21 protein-coding genes, 1 tRNA gene and 1 pseudogene are annotated in these 24,606 nt (G+C 63.7%); 9 read left to right on the top strand and 14 right to left on the bottom strand.

The features are described from left to right. Positions 1-192: pseudogene (locus EV686_RS18705) on the bottom strand (site-specific integrase); the annotation flags it as partial. A gap of 62 nt (positions 193-254) precedes the next feature. Here EV686_RS18705 and EV686_RS18545 point away from each other — a divergent pair. From EV686_RS18545 to EV686_RS06900, 4 genes are read left to right on the top strand one after another with little or no spacing between them, the layout of a single operon-like run. Continuing rightward, complete coding sequence (locus tag EV686_RS18545; RefSeq protein ID WP_165972526.1) at positions 255-626, top strand: putative holin; 372 nt, start codon at positions 255-257, stop codon at positions 624-626. A 1-nt stretch (position 627) separates the two neighbouring features. Beyond that, positions 628-885: a phage holin family protein gene (locus EV686_RS06910; RefSeq protein WP_165972525.1), complete on the top strand. Its 258-nt coding sequence runs from the start codon at positions 628-630 to the stop codon at positions 883-885. Then, the gene (locus EV686_RS06905) at positions 882-1,334 is read left to right on the top strand and encodes a D-Ala-D-Ala carboxypeptidase family metallohydrolase (RefSeq protein WP_132474818.1); all 453 of its coding nucleotides are present in this window, start codon (positions 882-884) and stop codon (positions 1,332-1,334) included. Before EV686_RS06910 ends, EV686_RS06905 begins: the two co-directional genes overlap by 4 nt. After that, on the top strand, positions 1,331-1,855 hold the full coding sequence (locus EV686_RS06900) for a DUF2514 family protein (RefSeq protein WP_132474816.1): 525 nt from the start codon (positions 1,331-1,333) through the stop codon (positions 1,853-1,855). The genes EV686_RS06905 and EV686_RS06900 overlap by 4 nt, the downstream gene beginning before the upstream one ends. Here the strand turns inward: EV686_RS06900 and EV686_RS06895 are convergent. Then, positions 1,822-2,166, bottom strand: coding sequence for a hypothetical protein (locus EV686_RS06895; protein WP_132474814.1), 345 nt, complete (start codon positions 2,164-2,166; stop codon positions 1,822-1,824). The genes EV686_RS06900 and EV686_RS06895 overlap by 34 nt on opposite strands. Before the next feature lie 66 nt (positions 2,167-2,232). Beyond that, positions 2,233-2,311 (bottom strand) — tRNA-Ile (locus EV686_RS06890). Between the two features lie 288 nt (positions 2,312-2,599). On the opposite strand from EV686_RS06890, the gene EV686_RS06885 reads away from it, so the two are divergent. From EV686_RS06885 to EV686_RS06870, 4 genes are all read left to right on the top strand, one after another. Beyond that, positions 2,600-8,551, top strand: a complete 5,952-nt coding sequence (locus tag EV686_RS06885; RefSeq protein WP_132474812.1) for an alpha-2-macroglobulin family protein — start codon at positions 2,600-2,602, stop codon at positions 8,549-8,551. Between the two features lie 4 nt (positions 8,552-8,555). After that, positions 8,556-10,739, top strand: a complete 2,184-nt coding sequence (gene pbpC / locus EV686_RS06880) for a penicillin-binding protein 1C (RefSeq protein ID WP_132474810.1) — start codon at positions 8,556-8,558, stop codon at positions 10,737-10,739. Between the two features lie 154 nt (positions 10,740-10,893). After that, positions 10,894-11,526, top strand: a complete 633-nt coding sequence (locus EV686_RS06875; protein WP_132474808.1) for a SecDF P1 head subdomain-containing protein — start codon at positions 10,894-10,896, stop codon at positions 11,524-11,526. Positions 11,527-11,720: 194 nt separating this feature from the next. Beyond that, positions 11,721-13,010, top strand: a complete 1,290-nt coding sequence (locus tag EV686_RS06870) for an aspartate carbamoyltransferase (RefSeq protein WP_132474806.1) — start codon at positions 11,721-11,723, stop codon at positions 13,008-13,010. Between the two features lie 129 nt (positions 13,011-13,139). Here EV686_RS06870 and EV686_RS06865 read toward each other — a convergent pair whose 3' ends face one another. The 3 genes from EV686_RS06865 to EV686_RS06855 form a co-directional block, all read right to left on the bottom strand. Further along, complete coding sequence (locus EV686_RS06865; protein WP_132474804.1) at positions 13,140-13,847, bottom strand: IclR family transcriptional regulator; 708 nt, start codon at positions 13,845-13,847, stop codon at positions 13,140-13,142. A gap of 167 nt (positions 13,848-14,014) precedes the next feature. Then, complete coding sequence (locus EV686_RS06860; RefSeq protein ID WP_132474802.1) at positions 14,015-14,908, bottom strand: NAD(P)-dependent oxidoreductase; 894 nt, start codon at positions 14,906-14,908, stop codon at positions 14,015-14,017. 37 nt (positions 14,909-14,945) lie between these two features. Further along, positions 14,946-16,415 carry an aldehyde dehydrogenase gene (locus EV686_RS06855; RefSeq protein ID WP_132474800.1) on the bottom strand — a complete coding sequence of 490 codons (1,470 nt, stop codon included), beginning with the start codon at positions 16,413-16,415 and terminating at the stop codon, positions 14,946-14,948. A gap of 266 nt (positions 16,416-16,681) precedes the next feature. Between EV686_RS06855 and EV686_RS06850 the strand changes: the two genes are divergently transcribed. Continuing rightward, entirely contained in the window at positions 16,682-17,647 is a 966-nt protein-coding gene (locus EV686_RS06850; protein WP_132474798.1) for a Bug family tripartite tricarboxylate transporter substrate binding protein, read from the top strand. A 101-nt stretch (positions 17,648-17,748) separates the two neighbouring features. Here the strand turns inward: EV686_RS06850 and EV686_RS06845 are convergent, their stop codons facing one another. The 8 genes from EV686_RS06845 to EV686_RS06810 all read right to left on the bottom strand — a co-directional run bounded on the left by EV686_RS06845 (position 17,749) and on the right by EV686_RS06810 (position 24,442). Further along, positions 17,749-18,579 carry an N-acyl homoserine lactonase family protein gene (locus EV686_RS06845; protein WP_132474796.1) on the bottom strand — a complete coding sequence of 277 codons (831 nt, stop codon included), beginning with the start codon at positions 18,577-18,579 and terminating at the stop codon, positions 17,749-17,751. 1 nt (position 18,580) lies between these two features. Further along, positions 18,581-19,294, bottom strand: a complete 714-nt coding sequence (locus tag EV686_RS06840; RefSeq protein ID WP_132474794.1) for an ABC transporter ATP-binding protein — start codon at positions 19,292-19,294, stop codon at positions 18,581-18,583. Further along, positions 19,281-20,066 (bottom strand): ABC transporter ATP-binding protein, encoded by a 786-nt coding sequence (locus tag EV686_RS06835; RefSeq protein ID WP_132474792.1) that lies wholly within the window; start codon positions 20,064-20,066, stop codon positions 19,281-19,283. The genes EV686_RS06840 and EV686_RS06835 overlap by 14 nt, the downstream gene beginning before the upstream one ends. Before the next feature lie 6 nt (positions 20,067-20,072). After that, positions 20,073-21,041 carry a branched-chain amino acid ABC transporter permease gene (locus EV686_RS06830; RefSeq protein WP_132474790.1) on the bottom strand — a complete coding sequence of 323 codons (969 nt, stop codon included), beginning with the start codon at positions 21,039-21,041 and terminating at the stop codon, positions 20,073-20,075. 1 nt (position 21,042) lies between these two features. Further along, positions 21,043-21,912, bottom strand: coding sequence for a branched-chain amino acid ABC transporter permease (locus EV686_RS06825; protein WP_132474788.1), 870 nt, complete (start codon positions 21,910-21,912; stop codon positions 21,043-21,045). 15 nt (positions 21,913-21,927) lie between these two features. Next, the gene (locus EV686_RS06820; RefSeq protein WP_132474786.1) at positions 21,928-23,103 is read right to left on the bottom strand and encodes an ABC transporter substrate-binding protein; all 1,176 of its coding nucleotides are present in this window, start codon (positions 23,101-23,103) and stop codon (positions 21,928-21,930) included. A gap of 71 nt (positions 23,104-23,174) precedes the next feature. Next, positions 23,175-24,038, bottom strand: a complete 864-nt coding sequence (locus tag EV686_RS06815; protein ID WP_132474784.1) for an alpha/beta fold hydrolase — start codon at positions 24,036-24,038, stop codon at positions 23,175-23,177. Continuing rightward, the gene (locus EV686_RS06810; protein ID WP_132474782.1) at positions 24,035-24,442 is read right to left on the bottom strand and encodes a hypothetical protein; all 408 of its coding nucleotides are present in this window, start codon (positions 24,440-24,442) and stop codon (positions 24,035-24,037) included. The genes EV686_RS06815 and EV686_RS06810 overlap by 4 nt, the downstream gene beginning before the upstream one ends. Positions 24,443-24,606 lie beyond the last annotated feature (164 nt).

Below are 24,606 nucleotides of genomic sequence, written 5' to 3'. Positions count from 1 at the left end.
CAGCGCCTGGATGTCTGCTTGCGTAATGCGGTTCAGTCTGCGGCCAGACAGCAGTGTTCGACGCCAGACGTTCGCGATTGAGCGTTCCTGAGCCGCTCCTTTTTTCTGGCTCGATACCTCAGCTGTATATCTGGTCAATGCCTCGCTCAACGTCGGACAGGCGAGCGCAAGTCTTTGTTTTCTACGGTTCATGGGCAAATCGCCCTTGTACCAAACGCGCCCCATCATGGGGCTTTTTGTTTTCTGGAGTGGCAATGACAGAGCCAGCAGCAAGCGCGGCTACCGCCGGTGTAGTCGCAACAACGGTCGGAGCAACGGCCTGGATAACAGGTCTTGACCCTGGCGCCGTATTTGGGGCGTTCGCAGGGGCGGTGACGTTCGCGATCACATCAAAGGACACCAGCTTGGTGCCGCGCCTGGTCTATGCGCTGATCTCGCTGGTCGTGGGCTATGCGGCCGTTCCGGACCTGGCGGGGCTGTCGCCCATCAAAGAGCCTCTTGTCATTGCGTTCGTTGCGTCTGCCGTTGTTGTGCAGACCACGATTACGCTCATTGACCGTATCCGCACGATGAGCGTGCGCGCCGTCTGGGATGCGCTCGTATCAGTGTTTCGCAAGGGAGGCTGACATGGAGGTCATCGTCGTATCCGCATGGCTGTACGTGACTTGCAGATTGCTGTGCTACCAGCGCAATGGCGCGAGGTTCCGACGCTGGATATCGGTGTCTGCGTATGCGTTGATGGTCGGAGCGTTTGCGCGGGCGGTGGTAATTGGCATCGAGCGCCAGCCCGCACACTGGTCCGAGGCGGCTGTGGCCCTGGCGCTGGCAGCGCTGACGTGGCGGGCGCGGGGTAATGTTGCCTGCATGCTGGGGAGGCGGCTATGAGGTTATCTGATCATTTCACGCTTGCGGAACTGACGAGATCCATCGTTGCGCAGTCCAGAGGCATTGATAACACGCCGTCGGCCGCGCAGATTGACAATCTCCGAACCCTGGCTGCAACGCTGGAGGAGGTCAGGGAACTGCTGGGCGGCAAGCCGATGATTATCACTAGCGGATATAGATCCCCGGCGCTGAATCGCGCGATTGGCGGGAGCCAGACGAGCGACCACAGCAATGGCTTAGCTGCGGATTTCGTGTGTCCAGGCTACGGACATGTCATGCATATCTGCGAGGCCATCCGCGACAGCGGCATCCAGTTCGATCAGCTCATCTACGAGCAGGGCAGCACAGATTGGGTGCATCTGGGCATCGGAACGCGCATGCGCCGCCAGGTCATGTCCTGGTCGCGGGCGGCAGGGTACACCCAAGGCATCAGGAGGTTGCAGCGATGACATGGATACTCGGGAAACTGGCTGGCTGGCGCGGATATGGGGCCGTGGCGGCGCTATCCGTGGCACTGACGTGGATAGTGCTGGGCTGGCGTCACGATGCCAGCATGGCACGCATACAGGCCGAGCATGCGCAGGTGCTGGAGTCCATCGCCACAGCATCATCTGATGCCATGAAATCAACGCTCGACGAAGAGCGGCGCAGATACGCCGCGCTGGAGAATGCCCGTGATAATGCCGAAAAAATGTCCGCAACATCGGCTGCTGATGCTGCTGCCTTTCGCGCTGCTAATCAGCGGCTGCGCAACCGAGTCAACGCGCTGGCTGCCGACGCCCGCGCCCGGTATCCCGCCCTTGCCGAGGGAGGCCCGACAGCCGCCCAGGCCGTCGATATGCTCGCCTACATGCTCGGCAGGCTTGGCGACGCTGCTGGAGAGCTTGCAGAGTATGGAGACGCTGCCCGAGGGGCGGGACTGACGTGTGAGTTTATTTACGATTCCGTCGCTTCTTCGGCGCAGCCATAAAGATCGAACAGCTCGGGCGATTTCGTGGGGCATGGCTCCCAGTATGCGCATCCGGCGTCTGGCTTGCCGATCACCAGCAGACCGCCACGATGCCGGCAAACAGCATGAGCATCATCCGCGCCAGTCTCGCCGCGCCAGTGGGCGCAGGTCCAGCAGCAATGGTTGGGGTCGTCAACGAAGACATTTACACTGTTCATTTGTACAGTATATTGCTTGTCGTCTGAAATAGCTGTTACGTAGCCATGCGCGTATTGGATCCATGATTTTGACGCAAAAAAAGCCCGCTCGAAGGCGGGCGTGTTATGGGGCATGTCAATTTTTCCCCCAACAGATTTTTTGATACTTGATGCCGGACCTTTGCAAACCCGCATAAACAATGGTGGGCCCCCCGAGAGTCGAACTCGGCACCAACGGATTATGAGTCCGCTGCTCTAACCAGGCATGAGCTAGAGGCCCGGATATCCGCGACGGCTTGCGCCATGCGGACATCGAAGCGGCAGGACGCGACCCAAAGACAGCGCCAAAGCCGACAGTCCGCAATTATGACATAAAGAAACTCATCCTGTCCCGCAGGGAATTTGCAGGCTGTGGGTGCCGTGGAAGCAGCGCTGAGATGCGTTTGCGCCGGTAGCCGACTGCTACGTTTGCTTCATCCTGTTTCAATGGGAAGAAACGGCAATCGGCCGGGAAAATCCGGCGGACTTACGGTATCCTTGCGCCAGGAAAAAGACCTTGGAGTCATGAATGAGCAGAGTGGTCGCGTGGGTGCTTGCCGGTGTGTTGTCTGGGCCTTTGCCCGCCATGGCGGCCAGCCTGGTCAAGTTCACGCCGCAGGGGACGGTGGCGTCGGTCAGCGAAGTCAGCGCGGAGTTTTCGACGCAGGTCGTGCCTTTTGGAGACAGCCAGCAGCCCGCGCCCATGCGAGTGGTATGCAGCGATTCGACTGCGGCTGGCTCGGGACGGTGGCTGGACGACAAGCGCTGGGTGTATGCATTCGATCGTCCGCTGGCGCCCGGCGTATCGTGCAAGGCGGAGCTGGATCCGGACTTTCGCACCCTGTCCGGAGAGAAGCTGGGCGGGAAGGCGCTTCATGAGTTCCGTGTCGGGGGACCTTCAGTCCAGGAAGTCGGGCCCTATGGCTATTACCCCATCGACGAGGATCAGGTATTCGTCTTGCGCTTCAACGGCAAGGTGGACGCCGCCAGCTTGCTGGCAAACGCCTTTTGCCATGTAGAGGGCCTGGGGGAGCGCGTTCCTGTACGCGGGATAACGGGCGAGCAGCGCGAGGCCGTTCTGGACGCTATGTATTTCACGAGGGAACCGTCCGACGATAGCGTTCAACTGCTGCAGTGCCAGCGGCTGCTGCCGCCGGAAGGCAAAGTGCGTCTGATCGTTGGGCCCGGCGTGCAGAGCACGGGAAACGATGCGACCGCGGTTTCGACCAAGGCCCAGCATTTCGACTTCGAGGTGCGCAAGCCGTTCCGGGCCGAGTTTTCCTGCATGCGTGAAAACGCGAATGCGGACTGCACGCCGGTTTCCGGCGTGGGCGTTTCCTTCTCCGCGCCGATTCCGCGCGAGGAGGCGCGCAAGATCCGGCTGCGCACGCCCACCCAGGAAATCGTGCCTGCGCCCGACGACGACGCGTTCGATGCGGATGTCACGAACGTCTGGTTCGAAGGACCCTTCCCGGAAAAGGCGCAACTGACGCTGACCTTGCCCGAAGGGCTCAAGGACGATGCAGGCCGCACACTGAGCAATGCCGGTGATTTTCCCCTGGGCTTCAGGACGGCGGCCTATCCGTCCCTGGTCAAGTTCGCCGCTGCGCCGTTCGGCGTGGTGGAACGTTTCGCGGAGGCGCCTTCGGGGGGATCCGACGACGATTATCCCGCCGTCGTGCCGGTGACGGTCCGGAACGTGGAGTCCGCGCTGGGCGCCGATGCGCTGTCCGTCAGTCCGGGCACGGTGAACGGCCTGAGCACGCAGAACGATATCGAAGTGCTGCGCTGGTACGCCCGGCTGCAGCGTCTGGAGCAGGGGCGCTGGAGCGCGGGGCAGCTATCGGCCATCATGGCCGACCGCGAGCCCAGCTACGGCAACAATGAAACGCAGATTGATGTGCGCGGCTTTTCCGCATTGCGCGGACAGCCGAATGTCGTGCGCCGGGTGCTGCCCGGTGCTTCGGGCCGAGATCAGCGCCCGTTCGAGGTGATCGGCGTGCCTTTGTCGGGGCCCGGCTTCCATGTGCTGGAAATCGAATCCGCGCAGCTCGGGCGCTCGCTGCTGGAAGACGGACAGCCCATGTATGTGCGCACCGGGATCCTGATGACGAACCTTGCAGTGCACGTCAAGAAAGGACGGGACGATCTGCTGGTGTGGGTGACGACGCTGGACGAGGGGCAGGTGGTTCCCGATGCGCAGGTATCCGTGTTGTCCTGCGATGGGTCGCAACTGGCCTCGGGCGTGACCGGTGTGCACGGCGCATTGCACCTGACCGATCCCATAGAGTATCCGGAATATTGCAGCAGCACGGGGCTGGGCGGGGTGTATGTTTCCGCACGCATTCCCGCCGACCACCCGCAGGCCCGGGGAAAGGCGGAGTTCTCGTTCGCCTTTTCCGGCTGGGACAGGGGAATAGAGCCCTGGCGCTTCAATATTCCCGTCAGCACTTCGCCGACGCCTACGGTCAAGGCGCATACCGTGTTCGATCGCACCCTGCTGCGCGCGGGGGAAACCGTATCGATGAAGCACTATATCCGCAGCCTGACACGGGACGGCTTCGCGCTGCCCTCGCAGGAAGCGCTGCCCGACCGGCTGGTGGTCATGCATGACGGCTCCGGCCAGGAGTACGAGCAGAAGATCGAATGGCAGGCTTCGGAGTCGGGAGGGCTGTCCGCGCAGAACGTGATGGAGCTGCCGAAGACTGCAAGGCTGGGTTCCTATTCCGTCTATCTGCGCGGAGAAAACTATGTCTGGCACGAGACGGGAAGCTTCAATGTCGAGGAGTTCGTGCTGCCGTTGCTGACGGGCAACCTGCAGATTTCCGGGCCGAAGCAGGACGGCGTGCTGGTGGCTCCGGCCGCCGTGGATGCCTCCGTGCAACTGGCCTATGTATCGGGCGGGGCGGCGTCCGGGCTGGATGTGCAGCTTTCCGCTGTGGCGCGCGACATGCCGGTCTCGTTCGAGGGCTATGAGGCCTATGAATTTTCGCCTCCCTATCCGGGCGAAGGCTCGGGGGAGGATGCCGAGGGCGCTTCGCAGCCGGTAGGCCAGCGCCTGTTCCTGGACAAGGCCGCCGTCAGGCTGGACGGCGCGGGCGGGGCAAGCGTGCCCGTCGAGAAATTGCTGCAGGTCAGCCGTCCCCAGCAGTGGCTGTTCGAGGCCAGCTTCAGGGATCCGAATGGGCAGGTGCAGACCCTGAGCCAGACGGCCAACGTCTGGCCGTCCGCCGTGCAGGCGGGCATCAGGGTCAGCCGCTGGGTGCAGGTCGGCCAGTCGGCCGAGATCCATGTAGTGGCGCTGTCGCCGTCGGGCAAGCCGCTGCCAGAAACGCAGGTGTCGGTGACGGCTTCCAGCCGGACGACCTATTCGACGCGCAAGCGCCTGGTGGGCGGGTTCTACAGCTATGACTCGCATACCCAGACGCGCACCCTGGGCAAGGTCTGCGAGGGCAAGACCGATGCCAGGGGAACGCTGGTCTGCTCAATGGAGCTGAATACGCCGGGAGAAATCCAGTTCAATGCGCGCGCGCTGGACGGCCAGGGCAGGGCGTCCGTGGCGCAATCTTCCGTCTGGGTGACGGGCGGCGATGAGCTCTGGTTCGGCGGCGAGAGCGCGGACCGGATCGATCTGATTCCCGACAAGCGCTCGTACGCGCCCGGCGATGTGGCCGAATTCCAGGTGCGCATGCCATTCAGGCAGGCCACGGCGCTGCTGGCGGTCGAACGCGAGGGCGTGCTGGCCATGCAGGTGGTCGAGCTGGAGGGCAAGGACCCGACCATCCGCCTGGGCATACGGCCGGAATGGGGTCCCAATGTGTACGTGTCTGTGCTCGCCTTGCGCGGCAGGCTGCGCCAGACCTCCTGGCATTCCTTCTTCTCCTGGGGCTGGCAGCGGCCGACCCAGTGGTACAAGGCATTCCGCAGCAGCGACCAGGGATACGCGGCGCCCACGCCGTTCATCGACCTGGCCAAGCCGGCCTTCAGGCATGGCGTCGCCGAGGTACAGGTATCGGATGTGAATGACCAGCTTCTGGTGGACGTGGCGCCGGAAAAACCGTCGTATCGTGTGCGGGATACGGCGACGGTGAACATCCGCGTGGCCCTTCCCGACGGCAAGCCCGCTTCCAATGCGACGGTCGCATTCGCCGCCGTCGACCAGGCCTTGCTGGAGCTTTCTCCCAATCGCAGTTGGGATCTGCTCGATGCCATGCGGCAGCGCCGCAGCTATGGCGTGCGCACGGCGACGACTCAGCTGGAGGTGATCGGCCGCAGGCATTATGGCCGCAAGGCGCTGCCGGCCGGCGGCGGGGGAGGCAAGAGCCCGACGCGGGAACTGCTGGATACGCTGCTGCTGTGGGAGCCGGAGATCAAGCTGGATGCGCAGGGGCGCGGCCGGATTCAGGTACCGCTGAATGACGCCATCACGCAGTTCGCTCTGGTCGCCATTGCGGATCACGGCGTATCGCGCTTCGGCACCGGCAAGTCCAGTCTGGTCACCGCTCAGGATATGCAGGTGATTGGCGGCATTCCTCCGCAGGTGCGCGAGGGCGATGCCTACGAGGCCATGGTGACGGTGCGCAATACGACATCGCGCTTCATGCAGGTGGAAGTCACCGCGTCCTATCGCCAGGGCGAGTCGGGCGATGCCGTCAGCCTGTCGCCGCAGACAATAGGCCTTGCGGCAGGATCGGCAAGCGCCGTGCGCTGGAACGTGCAGGCGCCGGTACTGGCCACGGATGCGGGCCAGGCCGAGCTGCAATGGGAGTTGCGCGCGATCGAGCGCAATGCGCCGGGAGGCGAGCAGGCGGAGGATGCGCTACGCATCAGCCAGCGGCTGGCGCCGGACGTGCCTGTGCGTGTGCGCCAGGCCACGCTGCTGCCGCTGGATGCGGACAATCCGGTCAGCCTGCCCATCGCATTGCCGAAGGGGGCTTTGCGCCTGCCATCGGGAGAACCCAGGGGCGATCTGAGGATATCCCTGCGCTCTCGTCTTGCCGTGGGCGGCATGCCGGGCGTGCACGACTGGTTCGAGGCCTATCCCTACACCTGCACGGAGCAACTGGCGTCCAGGGCGATCGGCATGCGGGATACGGGCCAATGGAAGGCGCTAGTCGCGCGCCTGCCGGATATGCTGGATAGCGACGGCCTGCTGGCCTATTTCCCGGGCATGCGCCAGGGCAATGAGGTGCTGACGGCCTATATTCTCAGCGCCAGCCATGAAGCAAGATCCATGGGGTTGTCGTTTGCGCTGCCCGCCGCGCTGGAGCAGCGGATGCTGCAGGGCCTGCAGGCTTTCGCCCAGGGGCGCATCGAGCGGGTGCGCTGGTCGCCGCAGCGGGACCTGGACCTGCGCAAGCTGACGGCGATCGAAGCCTTGTCGCGCTACGATGCCGCGTCACCGCGCCTGGTCGACAGTATCGCGATCGAGCCGGAACGCTGGCCGGTCGGCGCGCTGGTGGACTGGATGCAGATTCTGCAGCGCATGCCCAAGCTCAAGGACAGGGATGGTCAGTTGCGCAAGGTGGATGCGGAACTGCGCTCCCGCCTGCTCAGCCGCGGGACGCAGACCCTGGTGGGAGACAGCGGGCCGCAGGCGTCCTGGTGGCTGATGCATAGCCGCGCCACGGAGCAGGCGCGCCTGCTGCTGGCCGTGACGGATCAGCTGTCGTGGTCGGAAGATGTGCCGCGCATCGCGCAAGGGCTCCTTGCCATGCAAACGAACGGCGCCTGGCGCACCACGACGGAAAACCTGCTGGGCAGCCTGGCGCTGGAGAGATTCTCGCGCCAGTTCGAGCGCAAGCCGGTCAAGGGCCGGACGCTGGTAAGCCTGGGCGGAGGGCGGGATTCCGCCGTGGACTGGAATGCCTTGCCGGCCGGAGCCGCCGCCGACGATCTGTCGCAGGCATGGCCCGCGTCGGAAGAGACGCAGCCGCTGGATCTGCGGCATGAGGGCAGCGGACGGGTCTGGGTCGATGTGCAGGCCAGGGCAGCGGTACCGCACACGCAGCCGATAGCGGCCGGGTTCTCGCTGGACCGCAGCGTCACGCCCGTATACCAGGCCGTGCCGGGACAGTGGAGCATCGGCGATGTCTATCGCGTGCAATTGCTGCTGCGCAGCCAGACGCCGGGCAGTTGGGTCGTGCTGAACGACCCCGTGCCCGCCGGCGCGACCATCCTGGGCAGCGGCCTGGGACGGGATTCGGCCATTGCGGCGCAGTCGCGGGTGGAGGAGCCGCAGGAGGCCAAGGGGCCGTGGCCGACCTTTGTCGAACGCGGCTTCGATTCCTTCCGGGCGTATTACGAGTATCTGCCGACGGGCGAAACGACAGTGAGCTATACCGTGCGCCTGGGAACGGCGGGCGCCTTCCAGATGCCTGGTGCGCGAGTGGAGGCGCTGTACCAGCCGGATGTCCACGGCGTGCTGCCAGATGGCGGCGTCCTGCGCGTGCAGGATGGCGCAGCGGCGGCCAATCAGTAGCGCCATGGCCGTCGTGCGCAATGTCGCGTGCGCAGCCTTGCTGTGCGCCGCCATGGCTGTGGTACAGGCGGCGGGCTTGCCTTCGTTCGACGAGACGATGCAAGCCTACCAGGCGTCGGATACGATGCTGCTGGATCGCAGCGGCCAGCCGCTGCAGCGGGTGCGCGTTGATTTCAACCAGCGGCGCGGCGACTGGATCGCCTACGAGCAGATGTCGCCGGCATTGCTGAGCGCAGTGCTGCAGTCCGAAGACAAGCGCTTCTGGTCGCATGCGGGCGTGGACTGGAAGGCGGTGGCAGGCGCGGCCTGGGATCGCGTCGCGCATGGTGCGCGCCGGGGCGCTTCCACCATTACCATGCAGGTGGCGGGACTGGTCGATCCGGATCTGAGGCGCGGCGAAGGGGGGCGCAGCTTGGCGGAGAAATGGAGTCAGGCAATGACGGCATGGGATCTGGAGGAGGCCTGGAGCAAGCCGCAGATCCTGGAGGCCTATCTGAACCTGGCGGCGTTTCGCGGAGAGCTGGTCGGAATCGACGCCTTGTCGCGTACGCTGTTCCGCAAGCATCCCTCGGGGTTGGACTGGCGCGAAGCGGTCCTTGCCGCGGTATTGCTGCGAGGCCCCAACGTATCGGCTCAAAGGCTGGAATCCAGGGCCTGCGCGCTGTTGCGCGAGCTTGGGCAGGAGGACGCCTGCCAGAGCCTGGGCGCCTTCATCGCCATCGTGCTGCAGCGTGGCGGCGCATGGGACGGGGTGGACAGGCAGGCGCCGCATCTTGCCCGCCTGCTCTTGTCTTCACTGAAGCGGGATGAACCGCTGCCGGAGACCTGGCAGACCTCGATCGATGGAGATCTCCAGCGGTTCGTGGCGGAGAGCATGAACCGGCACCTGCATATGCTGCGCGATGTCGATGTACGCGACGCCGCAGTGGTGGTGATGGACAACGAAACAGGAGAGATCCTGGCCTACGTCGGCTCGTCCGGCGCGGAATGGTCGGCGGCGGCGCAGGTGGATCATGCCACTGCGAAGCGTCAGGCCGGTTCGGCGCTCAAGCCTTTCCTGTATGCGCAGGCCATAGACCAGCAACGGATCACGGCGGCATCGCTGCTGCTGGACAGCCCGCTGAACCTGCAGACGGGCTCGGGCATCTATCTCCCGGGTAATTACGACGGCGGATTCTCCGGCTGGGTCAGCGCGCGCACCGCGCTGGCTTCCTCATTGAACATTCCCGCGGTCAGGGTGCTGACCATGGTCACGCCCGAATCCTTCGCCGCGCAGCTCAACCGTTTCGGGCTGGGGCTGGATCGCGACGGCGGTTTCTATGGATACAGCTTGGCGCTGGGCAGCGCCGACGTGTCTCTGCTGGCGCTGACCAATGCCTATCGCGGCCTGGCGAACGGCGGAGTGCATGCCGGATGGACGCTGGACGCCGGCGGGAAGACGGAGGGCAATGGCAGGGTCATGTCGGCGCAAGCCGCCTGGATCGTGGCCGACATTCTTTCGGACAGGCATGCGCGCTCGCGCACGTTCGGCATGGACAGCCCGTTGAGCACGCCGTTCTGGACGGCGGTGAAGACAGGCACCAGCAAGGACATGAGGGACAACTGGTGCATGGGCTGGTCGGATCGCTATACCGTCGGCGTATGGGTGGGCAACAGCGAGGGAGCCAGCATGCGGGATGTCTCGGGCGTGACGGGCGCGGGGCCGATCTGGAACGACATTATGCGATATCTTCATCGCTCCCACCCTTCCGAGCAGCCGGACCCGCCTGCAGGCGTCGTAAGGCAGCCGCTCGTGTTCAAGGGCGTGCAGGAGCCGGCGAGGGTGGAAGCGTTTTTGGCGGATACGGCTGTATCCGAGGTCAGCCTGTCGACGCAGGAGCTGGATGAAGGCCCGCTGCTTCCATCCATTCTGTACCCGGTGGACGGAACCATCCTGGCGCTGGATCCGGACATCCCCATGGCGCACCAGCGCGTGCGCTTCGTGCTGGATGGCGTGCCCGACAATGTCGATGCCGACGGTTTCAAGTGGCTGGTGGAAGGAGTTGTCGCGGGCAAGGGCAATGGCGTGCTCTGGCAGCCTGAACCGGGCAGGCACCGCATCCGCCTGCTGGATCCTTCGGGCCTGGAGCGTGATTCCGTCACGATCCATGTCAGAGCCCCGGCTCGTACTTTACCAAGCTTGATGTGACGTCACGGTATTGCATGGCTACAATGCGTTGCTTCCTGAAGTGCAGCCGTTTTCATGGCTGGTAAAATTTTCCATGGCTTGTTGTTTTTCAGGCCGTTCCAGGGCGGCAGTGCGCTTTGGGATCCATTGTCTTTTTCTCGGAGGCCTAGCCGTAATGAATGCCATCTCCCTACTGAGCCGACTGGCCGCATCCGCATGCCTGCTTCTCCTGGCCGCATGCCAGACACCAACTACGAATACAGCCCAGCCGGACACGCAGGCCGGGACCGCCGCAGCGCCGCAGACGACAACGCCTTCGCAGGAGCAGGAAACCCAGGCGGCCGGCCAGGATGAAGAGCAGGGGATTCCCGTTGCCGTGCTGCTGGCCGATACGGTTCAGCACGAAGGCTGGGTCAGTGTTCCCTTGAACGAAGGCTCGATGCTGTACCTGAATCCGGAGCCGATCGTGACCCGCAACGACCTGACCGGCGTGCAGGCGGGTTCCAGTCGCGACGGAGAGGGCCTGCTTGCCCTGGAGCTGAGCCAGCAGGCTTCCGAGCATGTGAAGCGCGTGACCACCGACAATCCCAAGCGTCGCCTGGCGCTGATCGTCGGTCGCACCCTGATGGCGGCGCCAGGCTATGCAGAGCCGGTCTCCACGGAGCAGCTGGTGTTTGCCGTTGGTACCGAGCAGAATGCGACCGCCGCGGCCCGGGCCATTGCCGGCGTGCCGCAGGAAGGGGACGCGCCTTCCACGCCGCCGCAGCAGCAGCCGCAACCGCAACCGTCGCAGCAGCCCCAGCCATAACGCGGTTTCCGCCTGCACGGCAAAACGGCGCTCCCGACCCGGAGCGCCGTTTTGTTTTATGTGCCGGCCAGCACGGTATCGCCGTTCGGCCGCATGCGTTGTGTTTTTGTAGCGCCGGACAGAAAATGCTTGGGATTTTGTCGATTGGAAAATAAAATTATACGCGTTGCGTATATTTGAAAGGGGCGAATGCCATGGCAGTCTCTCAACAAGTCTTCCTTCGCGATGCCATGCGTCGCCTGAATCTGACCCGCGATGTGTTTTCCATGCGCATCGGTGTCAAGCGCAGGGCGCTGGATACCTGGCTGCTGCCGGAAAGCTCGCAGGAATACCGCGCGATGCCCGAAGTGGTGTCGCGCTTCGTCACGGAAATCGTGGAAAACGACGCGCTGCTGCAAAAATATGCGCAAAGCGCACAAAGCGGCCCCTTGCGCGATCGTATCGCTTATGACGGCAAGCATCAGCTGATTTCCGTCGATCAGTTCACGCGCGAATCCGCCGAAGAGTTCTTCCGCATCGCCGACCTGATGCAGCCCATCGCCCGCCGCCAGAAGGTATCGCGCGTGCTTGAGGGCGCAGTCCTGGGCAATCTGTTCTTCGAGGCCAGCACGCGCACACGCGTCAGCTTCGGCGCGGCTTTCTGCCGCCTGGGCGGCTCGGTGTGCGATACCACCGGTTTTACTTTTTCCTCCATGGCCAAAGGCGAATCCATCTATGACACCAGCCGTGTCATGAGCGGCTACGTCGACGCCATGGTCATCCGCCACCCTGAGCAGGGCTCTGTCGCGGAATTCGCGCGGGCGACGAATATTCCCGTCGTCAATGGCGGCGATGGCGCGGGCGAGCACCCCAGCCAGGCGCTATTGGATCTGTATACCATCCTGACCGAGTTCTCGCGCCTGGGCAAACTGCTGGACGGCGCGCACATCGCCATGGTGGGCGATCTGAAGTACGGGCGCACGGTGCATTCGCTCATCAAGCTGCTGGCGCTGTACAAAGGCCTGAAGTTTTCGCTGATTTCGCCCAAGGGCCTGGAAATGCCGGATTACATTCTGGACCAGATCAGCAAGCATGGACATGTCGTTGAGCCGTCCAACGAGCTGAAAGACATGGCGGGGGCGGACGTGATCTACACGACCAGGGTGCAGAAAGAGCGTTTCGCCGCTGAAGAGCTGGAGGGCTACAGTCCGCAATTCCAGGTCAGCAAGGCCGTAGTGGACCAGTTCTGCGGACCCGATGTCATCATCATGCACCCGCTGCCGCGCGATAGCCGCGAGGGCGCGCACGACCTCAGCGTGGACCTGAACGATGATCCGCGCCTGGCCATTTTCCGCCAGACGGACAACGGCATTCCCGTGCGCATGGCGATCTTCGCCGTGCTGCTGGGCGTGGAAGGGTTGGTGCAGCATTCGCTGCGCGACGTAACCTGGAGCCCGCCGTCGCACATCGGTCCGGACGATACGGTATTCCACGGACTGGACTGAAGGCGGGCCAGGGCGCGGTCCTCGCGCCCATGGCGTTTGCAGGCACGCCGGGCAACCCGGCGCGTTTTGCTTTCTGTTTTTTCAAGGGTTGCGCAGGACTGCGGCTGAGGGGAAATCCTGCGGTGCGCTTCAGCGGGCGGGCCAGCGTCCGCCCAGCAGTTCGGTGGCGTGCTGCGCCGCATCGAGAATCATTTTGGACTGGAGTTCGATGCTCTCGTCGGTGAAGCGTTCCTTGGGGCCCGACAGCGAGATGGCGCCGAGGCATTCATTGTCGGTGCCGAAGACCGCCACCGCGACTGCGGCGCAGTTGGGATCGCGCTCGCCCAGGGAGATTGCCAGCACGTTGGCCCTGGTGGGGACGGCGCCCGTGCCGTGGAAGGAAGTGATCAGCCTGCCGGCGGCGCCGCGGTTGATCGGCAGCAGGTCTCCCGCATTGATGTGGTCCAGCGTGGAGTGGTGCGAGTCTATGCGCAGCAGGCAGATGCGGTGATCCTGGTCGTGGTAGGCATGGAAGGATGCGCTCTCGGTGCCTTGCTCGACCAGTTCCGCCAGTATCGGCTTGAGGACGGAGGAAACGCGGTAGGTGGCTTCGTATGCGCGTCCCAGTTCGTGCGCATACGAGCCCAGCGCATAGCGGCCGTCTTCGCGCCGTATGACCAGCGCGGAGCGCTCTAGCGATGCCAGCAGGCGCAGCAGCGTGCTTTTGTAGTAACCCGTGGCGCGGGCGAGGTCCGCCAGCGTTATGGGAGAGGATTGCCGGGCGACGGTCCGCAGAATGGAGATGGCTCTGTCGACTGCGGCAACGCCGCCACTACTGCTGTCTTGTTCCTGGGTCATGTTCGGCTGTGCTTGAATACGGGTGCTGCCGATTATGCCATACCGGCTGCCGGAGCTGCAGGCGGATGGGGCCTGCACATGAGGGCCGGAGAGCGAAACAGCCCCCTAAGGCCGGATGGCGTTTCCGGTTTTCGGGGGCTGTTCGCGGGTGTTGTGCGCTGGCGCGATCAGGCTTTGGCTTTTTCGAACACGAGGCTGATCGCGGGCGCGTACTTGTCGCCGTGGCCGTCGGCGATGGCGGCTTCGAAGCAGGCGACGAGGTTCTTGGCGCCAGTGGCGTCCACGCCCACCGACTCGGCCAGGGCCACTGCGTATTCCAGGTCCTTCTTCGCATAGGACACAGGGAAGGCTCGCTCGGGGAATACCTGCGGGGCGATGGCTTTCATGCCGTGGTTGCGCAGGGCGAAGCTGTCGGCCGAACCCGTGGACAGGGCCGAGAACAGGCGCTCGGGATCCACGCCGGCGCGCGCGCCGATGGCCCTGGCCTCGGACAGCGCCAGCACGGTTTCGTAGAGCACCATGTTGTTGAGGATCTTCACGACCTGGCCCGCGCCGACGTCGCCGGCATGGATGATGTCGGCTGCGAAGCATGCGATGAGCGGCTGGATGCGCGGGAACAGGGCATCGGAGGCGCCGGCTGGCACGGCCAGGGTGCCGGCTTCGGCGGCCGAGCGGGTGCGCATGACGGGCGCATCGGCGAATTCGATGCCGCGCTCGGCAAGCTTGGCCGCCAGCTCGCGCGTCAGGGGAGCGGGCGATGTGCTCAGGTCGACGATGACCTGGCCCGCGCGGCACAGCGCCAGCAAGCCGTTGGCGCCGTCGCCTTCCACCACGCTCTGGACGACCTTGCCCGAGGGCAGGGACATGAAGATGATGTCGGCGCGTTGCGCGATCTCGGCGATATCGGCCTTTTGCACGCCGTGGGCGGCCAGGCGCTCCAGCGGGGCGTCGTCGCGGTCCGCGGCGAGGACGAGGCTGCCGGTCTTCGTCGCCAGGTGGCGGCACATGGGTTCGCCCATGACGCCGACGCCAATGAAACCGATGGTCTTGAATTCAGACATATGAAATCCTGTGATTGAGATGATCGAATGCCGGGCCTCAGGGCATGTTGCGCGGGTCCATGCTCCAGTAGATGCCTTTGCTTTGCTGATACAGGCGCATGCCGGTCACGCCTTTCTCGCGGCCCATGCCGCTTTCCTTGAAGCCGCCGAACGGAGTGGAGATCGACAACTGCTTGTAGGTGTTGATCCAGACCAGGCCTGTCTGCAGGGCGCGCGCCACTCGCCATGCGCGCTGGTAGGAACTGGTCCAGATGCCGGACGCAAGGCCGTAGGAACTGTCGTTGGCCTGTGCGATGAGATCGGTTTCGTCTTCGAACGGCAGCACGCACAGTACCGGGCCGAATATTTCTTCGCGCGCGCAAGTGGCGCGGTTGTCGAGGCCGGCGATGATGGTCGGCAGGAAGAATGCGCCATCGGCCAGCCCGGCGGCTTCGGGCCGCTTGCCGCCCAGCAGGATCTTGCCGCCTTCGGCTGCGGCGCTGGCCACGTATTTTTCGACGCGGTCGCGCTGGGTGAAGCTGGCCATGGGGCCCATTTCCGATGCGGGATCGTCGGGCAGGCCGACCTTGATGCGGCCGGCCCGCTCGACCAGCAGCGAAACCAGGCGGTCGTATGCGCTGCGCTGGACGAACAGGCGCGAGCCGGCGACGCAGGACTGGCCGCTGCCTTCGAAGATGCCGCCCATGATGTTCTCGACGGCGGCCTCCAGGTTGGCGTCGTCGAAGACGATATGCGGCGATTTTCCGCCCAGCTCCAGGGCCGCGGGGATCAGGCGTTGCGCGGCGGTCACGCCAATGGCCCGGCCGGTGGCTGTGCCGCCGGTGAAGGACACCATGTTGACGCCGGGATGCTCGACCAGCCATTTGCCCGTGGTGGCACCAAGGCCCGTGAGCACGTTCAGGATGCCGGGAGGCAGGCCCGCCTCCAGCGCGATTTCGCCCAGGAGCAATGCGGGAGAGGGGGTGACTTCCGAAGGTTTCAGGATGACAGCGTTGCCGGCCGCCAGCGCGGGAGCGAGCTTTTGCGCTTCCATCGTCAGGGGCGAGTTCCAGGGCGTGATGGCTGCTACTACGCCGTAGGGCTCGTAGGCCGTCATGGACAGGTAGTTGCCTCGGGAAGGCGTGATTTCGGCGCCCAGCGTTTCGCAGACTCCGGCGTAGTAGCGGAAGGTTGCCGCGGCGCTGGCGGCCTGGGCCTTGCATTCCGCCCACACCTTGCCGTTTTCCGTCATTTGCAGGCGGGCCAGGTCATCGGCGCGTTCGATGATGCCAGCGGCGATTCTGTGCAGGATTTGCGCCCTGGCATGCGGAAGCATGTCGCGCCATGCCGGATCCGCGGCGGCGGCGGCCGAGGATTGCACGGCGGCGTCGACGTGTTCTTGGCTGGCCGAAGACAGGCGATAGTTGACCTTGCCCGTGGCGGGGTTGACGGACTCGAAGGAGTCCTGGGAATTGGTGATCCACTTTCCGTTGATCAGAAAGCCCCTGGGGGTGTTTTCGGATGACATGTTGCCGAGCTCCTGTGGCATGACGGATTTCTGCTTTGAGATATCTATTACATTGTTCTGTTAGAAGGAACATATGTTCTGTTTTAATTATCGAGCAAGGAAAGTGACCTGTCAAGAATAGGCTGGACTAGGTGAAAACACTGATAATGATTTCATTGACAGCCTATTCCTGAAAAATCTAAATTAATAACAGAACATATGTTCTTTCTAATAGAACATTGTATTTTGGATCTATCACCCAAGTCGGGGACGAACGAGGAAAACACATGAAAGCAAGAAAGATATTCATCACAGGCCTGGTATCGCTGTTTGCGGGCGCGGCGGCTTGTGCGCAGTCGTACCCCGGCAAGCCCATCGAGCTGGTCGTGCCTTATGCGGCAGGCGGCGCCACGGACGTGATTGCGCGCATGGTTGCGGCCGAACTTCCCAATGAATTGGGCCAGCCTGTCGTCGTGGTCAACAAGCCGGGAGCTGGAACGACGTTGGCGGCCTCGGAACTGGCCCGATCCGCTCCGGACGGCTACAAGCTGTATATGACGACCGCCGCCCATACGATCAGCGCAAGCCTGTATCGCAAGCTGAGCTACGATCCCATCGGCGACTTTGCGCCGGTGCATCTGGTCGCGCGCATCCCCATCGTGCTGGTTACCGCTCCCAGCTTCGAAGCCAGGACGCTGGAGGCCTATGTCAAGCAGGCCAAGGAGAACAAGGACGGAATCACGGTCGGATCGCCGGGCAATGGTTCCCCGCAGCATCTGGCGCAGGCGCTGTTCCAGAAACAGACGGGCAGCAACTTCGTGCACGTGCCTTTCCGTGGCGATGCTCCCATGCTCAATGATTTGCTGGCGGGACAGGTGGAATCGGCGTTCGTTACGCTGTCGGCCGCGCTGCCGCATATCCAGGCCGGCAAGCTGAACGCGCTCGCCGTCGCCAATCCGACCCGCATCGAAGCGATCAAGGACGTGCCTACGATGGAAGAGGCTGGCGTGCCAGGCTTCAACGCGGCGACATGGTTCGGCTTTTTCACGCCCGCCGGCGTGGATGCCGCCATTCTGGAAAAATTGCACCAGGCGACGAAGAAGGTCGCTTCGGCTCCCGAATTCGTCTCGCGCATCGAAAGCATGGGCGGCGAAGTCGTCAATCTCGGTCCGGCGGACTTCCGCGAGTATGTGAAGGCCGAGGCTGCGCAGTGGGCCCAGGCTGTGGAAGCCTCCGGCGCCAGTGTGGACTGATCGGGGCGGTTGAGGAAACGATCCGGCGGCAAGGCCTTGGCGGGCCTTGCCGCCATTTTGCGATGGGGGCGCGGTAATCGCCAGGCAGGGAGCAGGGTTTTTCAAAGATCTTCCGGCACCGATGCCATAGGCGGAAGATGCAATTGCGCGATGTCCGGTTCCGAGGCGCTCAGGGGAGGATAGATCGCCAGCACGCGGGGGTCGTGTCCGGGGACGATGTGTTCCGCCGAATCCGCCGCCATCGCCAGCCGGGTGTAGCCCTGCAGCATCTCGGCCACGCTGAATACGATGGGAAAAGGCCGGCCGCGTTCCATGTTTTCGTAATAATGCGAAGCGTCCGAAGCCAGCACCACCATGCCCCGACCGGTCTGCACCTGCACCGATTGCAGGCCTTTTGTATGACCGCCGATCCGCAGCAGCCGGATGCCTGAGGCCAGTTGACTGTCGCCGTCATGGAATACGACCCGATCGTCGTAGACCTTGCGGATCAGTTCGACGACGTCATCCACGGAATAGGCGTGGCGCATGGTCTCGTGGCACATGCAGCGTCCCGTGGCATAGTCCACCTCCGAGTCCTGGATGTGGAACCGGGCGTTCGGCAGCTTGTCCAGGTTGCCCGCATGGTCGTAGTGCAGGTGCGTGAGAATGACGTCGGTGATATCGCCCGGCTGCACGCCCAGGGCCGCCAGGGCCTCGATGGGACAGCGCAGCAGGTCGCGTTGTCGCGCCCGGGCGGTTTTCGCGTTGAAGCCTGTATCCACCAGTATGCGGCGCGTGGATGAGCGCAGCAGCCATACGAAAAAATCCATGGGCATGGGCGCGTCGTGCGGATCTCCTCCCAGGAAGTTGTCGCGTCTCAGCCGGGGCATGCGCGCATAGCGCACGGCATAGATTTCGTAGATTTCCCGTTCGTCTTCTTGCGCGGCATTCATGTCAGATCCCGAGATAGGCTTTCTGGACGAATGGATCGGCCAGGAGTTCGTCGCCGCGCCCGCTGCGCACGACTTCGCCGTGCTCCAGCGCATAGGCATTGTGCGACAGGCGCAGCGCCAGCCGCGCATTCTGCTCCACGAGAATGATGGACATGCGCTTCTCCTGGTTGATGCGCTCGATGGCGTGCGCGATTTCCCCGACCACCTTCGGCGCGATCCCCAGGGACGGCTCGTCCAGCATCAGCAGGCGCGGATTCGCCATCAAGGCCCGGCCGATCGCGACCATCTGCTGCTCTCCGCCGGACAGCGAGCCGGCAAGCTGCCGCCGCCTTTCCCTGACCCGGGGGAAAAGGTCATAGATTTCTTCCAGCGTCTGCTGGCGCACGGTGCGGGACGATACGGCATAGGCGCCGGTCAGCAGGTTATCGAGCACCGTCATGCGTCCGAATAGCCTGCGGCCTTCGGGAGACAGGGCGATCCCTCCGCGTACGCGCACGGCGGAATTGAGCGTGGTGATGTCCTTGCCGTCCAGGCTGATGCTGCCGGTAGCGGCAGGGACGAGGCCCATGACGGCCCGCAGGGTCGTGCTTTTTCCGGCGCCGTTCGACCCGATCAGGGCCACGATTTCGCCCGCATCGACAGAAAAACCGACATTACGGATCGCTTCGAGCGCTCCGTACCGGACGGTGAGGTCCCGGACTTCAAGCATGGGCATAATCGGGTGCTCCCAGATAGGCTTCGATCACGGCGGGGTGCTGGCGGATTTCGTCCGGGGTTCCCTCGGCGATTTTTTCGCCCTGGACCAGCACGACGATGCGCTGGCATAGGCTCATGACGAGCGCCATGTGGTGTTCCACCAGCAACAGGGTGAGGCCATGGTCGTCGCGCAGGCGCAGCAGCAGGCGGGCCAGCTCATTGCATTCTTCGTGGTTCAGGCCGGCGGCGGGTTCGTCCAGCAGCAGCATTGTCGGCTTCGTGGCGAGGGCTACCGCGATGCCGAGTTTTTTCTGCAGGCCATAAGGCAGGCTGCCGGCCTCGTGCCGGGCCCACCGCTCGAGATCGGTTATCTTCAGGATGCGCTCGATCTCGGCCGGCACGTCGCTGGCCGCAAGGTCGCGGTGGTAGCGGCCGGTGACCGGCCCAACCAGGGATTCCCGGATCCGGGGCAGCATGCCGCGGTAGATATTGTCCGCCGTGCTCTCCTTGGGATAGGTCGATGTGGCCTGGAAAGTCCGGGCCAGGCCGGCGATGACGACGCGGCTCGGCGGCAGGCCGGAAATGCGCTGCCCGGCATAATGGACTTCGCCTGCGCTGGGCGGGATCGTGCCTGTGATGACATTGAAGGCCGTCGTCTTGCCGGCGCCGTTGGGGCCGATCAGGCCGACGATTTCGCCGCGCCTGACTTGGAAATCCAGTCCGCGCAGCGCCATCAGCCCGCCGAACTGGCGGCTGAGGCCGGATACTTTCAAAAGAGTTTCGTTATTCATGTGTCGTCACCGTTTCAGGCGGGCGCGCAGCCGCGCGGGCAGGTCGGCGAGGCCGCCGGGCATGAACCGCAGGATCAGGATGAGGACCGCGCCGTAGAAGATATGCTGGGTTTGCACCGCGCCCCGGAACAGCTCGGGCAGGGGAGTCAGGACGATGGCGCCGACGAACGGTCCCCAGCTCGACAGGCGTCCACCGATGACCAGCATGATGATCAGTCCGATCGAAATGCTCGTATTGAAGGACTCCGGCGAGATGTACCCGATGTAGCGGCTTTGCAGGACGCCGGCGATGGCGGCCAGCGAGCAGCCGGCGACGAAGGAGAATATCTGCAGGCGATGCACGCTCAGCCCGGTGGCTTCGGCCAGCGCCGGGTTGACGGCGACCGAGTCGATGGCCTGGCCCAGCGGGCGGGTGAACAGGCGGTACAGTCCCCAGGTGGACAGCAAGGCGGCCACCAGCGCGAGTCCGTAGAATGTTTCGCGGGAGTCGAAGCTGAAGCCGAACAGTGTGATTGCCGGTATGCCGGTAATGCCGTTGGCGCCGCCGGTGATACCGGAAAAATCCAGCAGGACCAGGCGGACCAGTTCGCCGAAGGCGAATGTCACCAGCACGAAGTAGACGCCGCGCAGGCGCAGGATCGCCCATCCCAGGACGAAGGTGACAATGGCGGTGGCCGCCACGCCGATCAGCAGCGAAGGGATGAAGGACAGGCCCAGCATATTGGCGGCCAGCACGGATGCGTAGGCGCCGATGGCCATGAAGGCCGCATGGCCGAGCGACAGCTGGCCCGAGCGGCCGATCAGGGCAAGCCCGTTCACGGCCAGGATGTTCAGGCAGGTCAGGATGGCCAGGTGGAGGACGAATTCGCTGGCGAACCATGGGGCGGCCGACAAGACCGCCACGATTGCCAGGATCGGCAGGAGTTTTCTTCCGTGGCCGGCGGTGTTTGTTTGGATGGAGGATATTGCATTCATATCAAACCTCGCCTTTGCCCAGGATGCCGCGGGGGCGGACGACGAGCATGACGATGACAAGGACGAAGATCAGCATGTCGGCAGTGCTGGTGCTGAAGAACAGGCTGCTGTAGCTTTCCACCAGCCCGAGCGCCAGGCCCGCGACTGCCGCGCCCGGGATGCTGCCCAGGCCGCCCAGTATCACTACGATGAATGCCTTGAGCAGGGGAGCGGCGCCCACGAACGGCGATACCGAGAACAGCGGCGCCATCAGGGAGCCGGCGGCGGCGGCAAGGCCTACCCCGAGGCCGAAGCCCAGGGGATAGTAGATGCGAGAGCGGATCCCCTGGATGGAGGCGATCTCGAAATCCTCGACGACCGCGCGCAGCGCCCTGCCGGGGCGGGAGTGCTTCAGGAAAATGTACAGAAGCACCAGCGCAACCAGGGCGAATGCCACCACGTAGAGCCTGGACGTGGGGATGACGATGTCCCCCAGGCGGGTGACGCCGCGCACGATGGCGGGCATGGAGTGGGGATCGGGACCGAAGAGCATCAGAGCCAGGTTCTGCAGGATCATGGCGATGCCGATCGTCGCAATCATGCCGTTGAGCTCATCGTTGCGGAAGGGCTTGAGAACCAGCCATTCCATGAGCGCGCCGAGCACGACGGCCCCGGCGAAAGTGATGATCAGCGTTGCGAAGAAGGGCAGCGAGGCATTAGCGGTCAGGAAGTAGGCCGCGAACGCACCCAGCATGTAGAACTCGCCATGCGCGAAGTTGACGATGCGCATCACGCCGAACACCAGCGTGAAGCCCACAGCCATCAGCAGGTAAAGCAGGCCGACGACCAGACCGTTCACGGTCGCCTGGGCAATGAGGATACTCCAGTCCACGATGGCTTCTCCGGGTTATTCGCAGCGTTCCACATCGCAGGAGGCGCGGATGACTTCCTTGCCGTCCTTGACTTCGGCCACGTAGAAGGGTGCGTTCAGCTGATGGTTGATGCCGTAGCTTTCCTGGCCCGTCCAGTTCAGCGTGCCCAGTGCGCCCTTGAAATCCTTCAGGGCCGCCATTTCCTTGGCGATGGCTTCGGTGTCGGTCACGCTGCCGGCGCGGCGCATGGCTTCGAACAGCATGTTCGTGCCGTCGTAGAAGGCAGGGCTGAAGCCGTTCATCGCGTGCTTGTAGTTGGCCGCGTAAAGATCTGAGTAGGCCTTGGTGGAGGGCAGTTCGGGATTGATGGGCGTGTGGACGAACATGCCTTCGGCCGATTCCTGGCCGGCGACGTTCACGATTTCCTGCGTGGCAGGGCCGCCGGTACGCACTATCTTGCCGGTGAAACCGATTTCGCGGGCCTGCTTGACGATGAGGCCGGCGGTGGTGGGCGAATTGCCGTCGAGCTCGATGGTATCGATGCCGCGCGCCGACATGCGGGTCAGCAGCGGAACGAAGTCGACGCGGTCGCGCTCGAAGAACTCGGTCGCGGCCAGCTCCGCGCCCGCCTTGCCATAGGCGGCCTTGAGGTCCTCGGCGATCTGCTGTCCGGTCTCGTCATTGGGAAACAGCGCGCCGACTTTCTTCACGCCTTGCGTCTTGACCAGCCAGTCGATCTGGGGTTGCGAGACCTCGGCCGTGGTGACGTTCGGGCGGAAAGTGAAGGGCTTGTCCGCCTGCAGCGCCTTGGCCGTGAAGCCCAGCGTGATGACGATGACCTTGTTCTTTTCCGTGATGGGCTGGATCGCCAGCACGGGGGCGGAGCCGACCGGGCCGATGATGTATTTCACTTTGTCCTCGAAGACCAGGCGGTTGGCCACGGTCACGGCTTCGTTGGCCTGGTACTTGTCGTCGTAGGCGACTACGCTGACCTTGTAGCGTTTTCCGCCGACCTCCAGGCCGCCGTCCTTGTTGACCTGCAGGGCGGCCAGCTCGGCCGCATTCTTCATGCCCTGGCCCCATGCGGCGCCCGCGCCCGAAAGCGTGACCAGCGCGCCGATCTTCAGGTCGCCGGTTTCCTGCGCCTGGAGCGCCAGGGGCAGGGCGCTTGTTGCACACAGCAATGCCGCGGTCAGTGTCTTCAGTTTCATCTCTTGTCTCCTGTGGGGAAAAGGCGGGCCGCCTGAGGCGGGCCGCGGATTGATGCCGGTTGTCGTTGCCGTTAGCGGTTTGCGGCTGCCGCGCCGTGGATTTCATCCAGGACGGGCAGGAGATACTTGCGGAACTGTTCGGGGTTCTCGCTCATGGGGAAGTGGCCGAGTTCCCGCATGATGGTGACTTTTGCGCCGGGGATGGCATGGGCGGTGCGCAGCGTGTCTTCGGGCGAGCAGGAAAAGTCATACTCGCCCGTCAACAGGTAAAGAGGGAGCTTTGCCGTATCGATCCGGGCCAGCTTGCCCCGGAGGTCGGCATCTTCGCGATAGAAATACAGGTCGCCCTTGAAGATGCCGGGCCCGCCCTGCATGTATTGCCACAGGGTTTCATGGCGGAACCGGGAAGGGGACTGGGGCGCGATCAGGCCCGAAACCAGCGCCGCGCAGACTTCGCCGCCATGGATGTCGCTGCGGTGCAGCCAGTCGGTGTCGTACCACGGTTGCTGGTAGTCGGCGCTTTCCACCCCGATGAGGGCGCTGAAGCGATCCGCGTGGGAATTGGCCAGTTCGAGCACGATGCGCCCGCCGATGGAGCAGCCGATGAGCGCGGGCCTGTCCAGGTCCAGCGCGCGGCAGAACGCCAGGATCGTGTCCGTGTAGCGCCTGGTGGTCAGGCGGTATTCCGTACCTTGCCAGCCTTCGGGCGGGTACGATTTGCCGTGCCAGGGCATGTCGAAGGCGATGACGCGGTAGCGGCTCGTGATCTCCGGATCGTTCAGCATATGCCTGTACTGCCGGTTGTCCGCGCCTGCGGTATGAAGGCAGACGAGTGGAATGCCTGAACCGGCTTCTTCGAAGTAGATCCGGCAGGGAGACCCGTCGATGTCGACGCTCAGGTAGCGTCCGACCATGGCTTCGAGTGCGGCGCTCATGCGTGTTCACTCCCTTCGGTGCGTGGGCTGGCAAGCAAATCCTTGACGAATTGCAGGTGAGCCATGAAGGGATGGAGATTTCCTTCGATGCGCATCCTGCCGTGGCGGGCCAGTGCGAATATGTCGTGCCAGCCGGCTGCCGGAATCGCTTCCCAGAAACGCAGCCAGGCATCGGCGTCGGCGGTGACGGAGAAATCCCATGCGGCCAGCGGCCGCAGGGAGGCAAGATTGTCGATGGATGCGACGGCGCCGTTCTCGATCTTCAGTAACAGCCGGCGGCCTCCAATGCCCACCATTGCAGTGAAGCGGGCGGCTCGAGGTTGCCGGAAATGCCCGGCCGCATGGATGAATCTGGCGGCGGATTCTTCGTCGCTGGATACGGCGGGATCAATGTTCCTGGACAAATGCTGTCTCCATATCGTTCTGTACAAAAGAATATATATTCTTCTTATAAGAACATTCTATCCAGCAGGATGAACCCAGTCAATAATGGAATGTCATGAAAAAATTAGAGAAAACCCGTGGTTGCGCGGAAAATCCGGGCCCATCCCAAGGGGGCTTTTTGTCC

Source organism: Paracandidimonas soli (assembly GCF_004342005.1).
Classification (GTDB): Bacteria; Pseudomonadota; Gammaproteobacteria; order Burkholderiales; family Burkholderiaceae_B; genus Paracandidimonas; species Paracandidimonas soli.
This window is presented reverse-complemented; position numbering and strand designations above follow the sequence as displayed.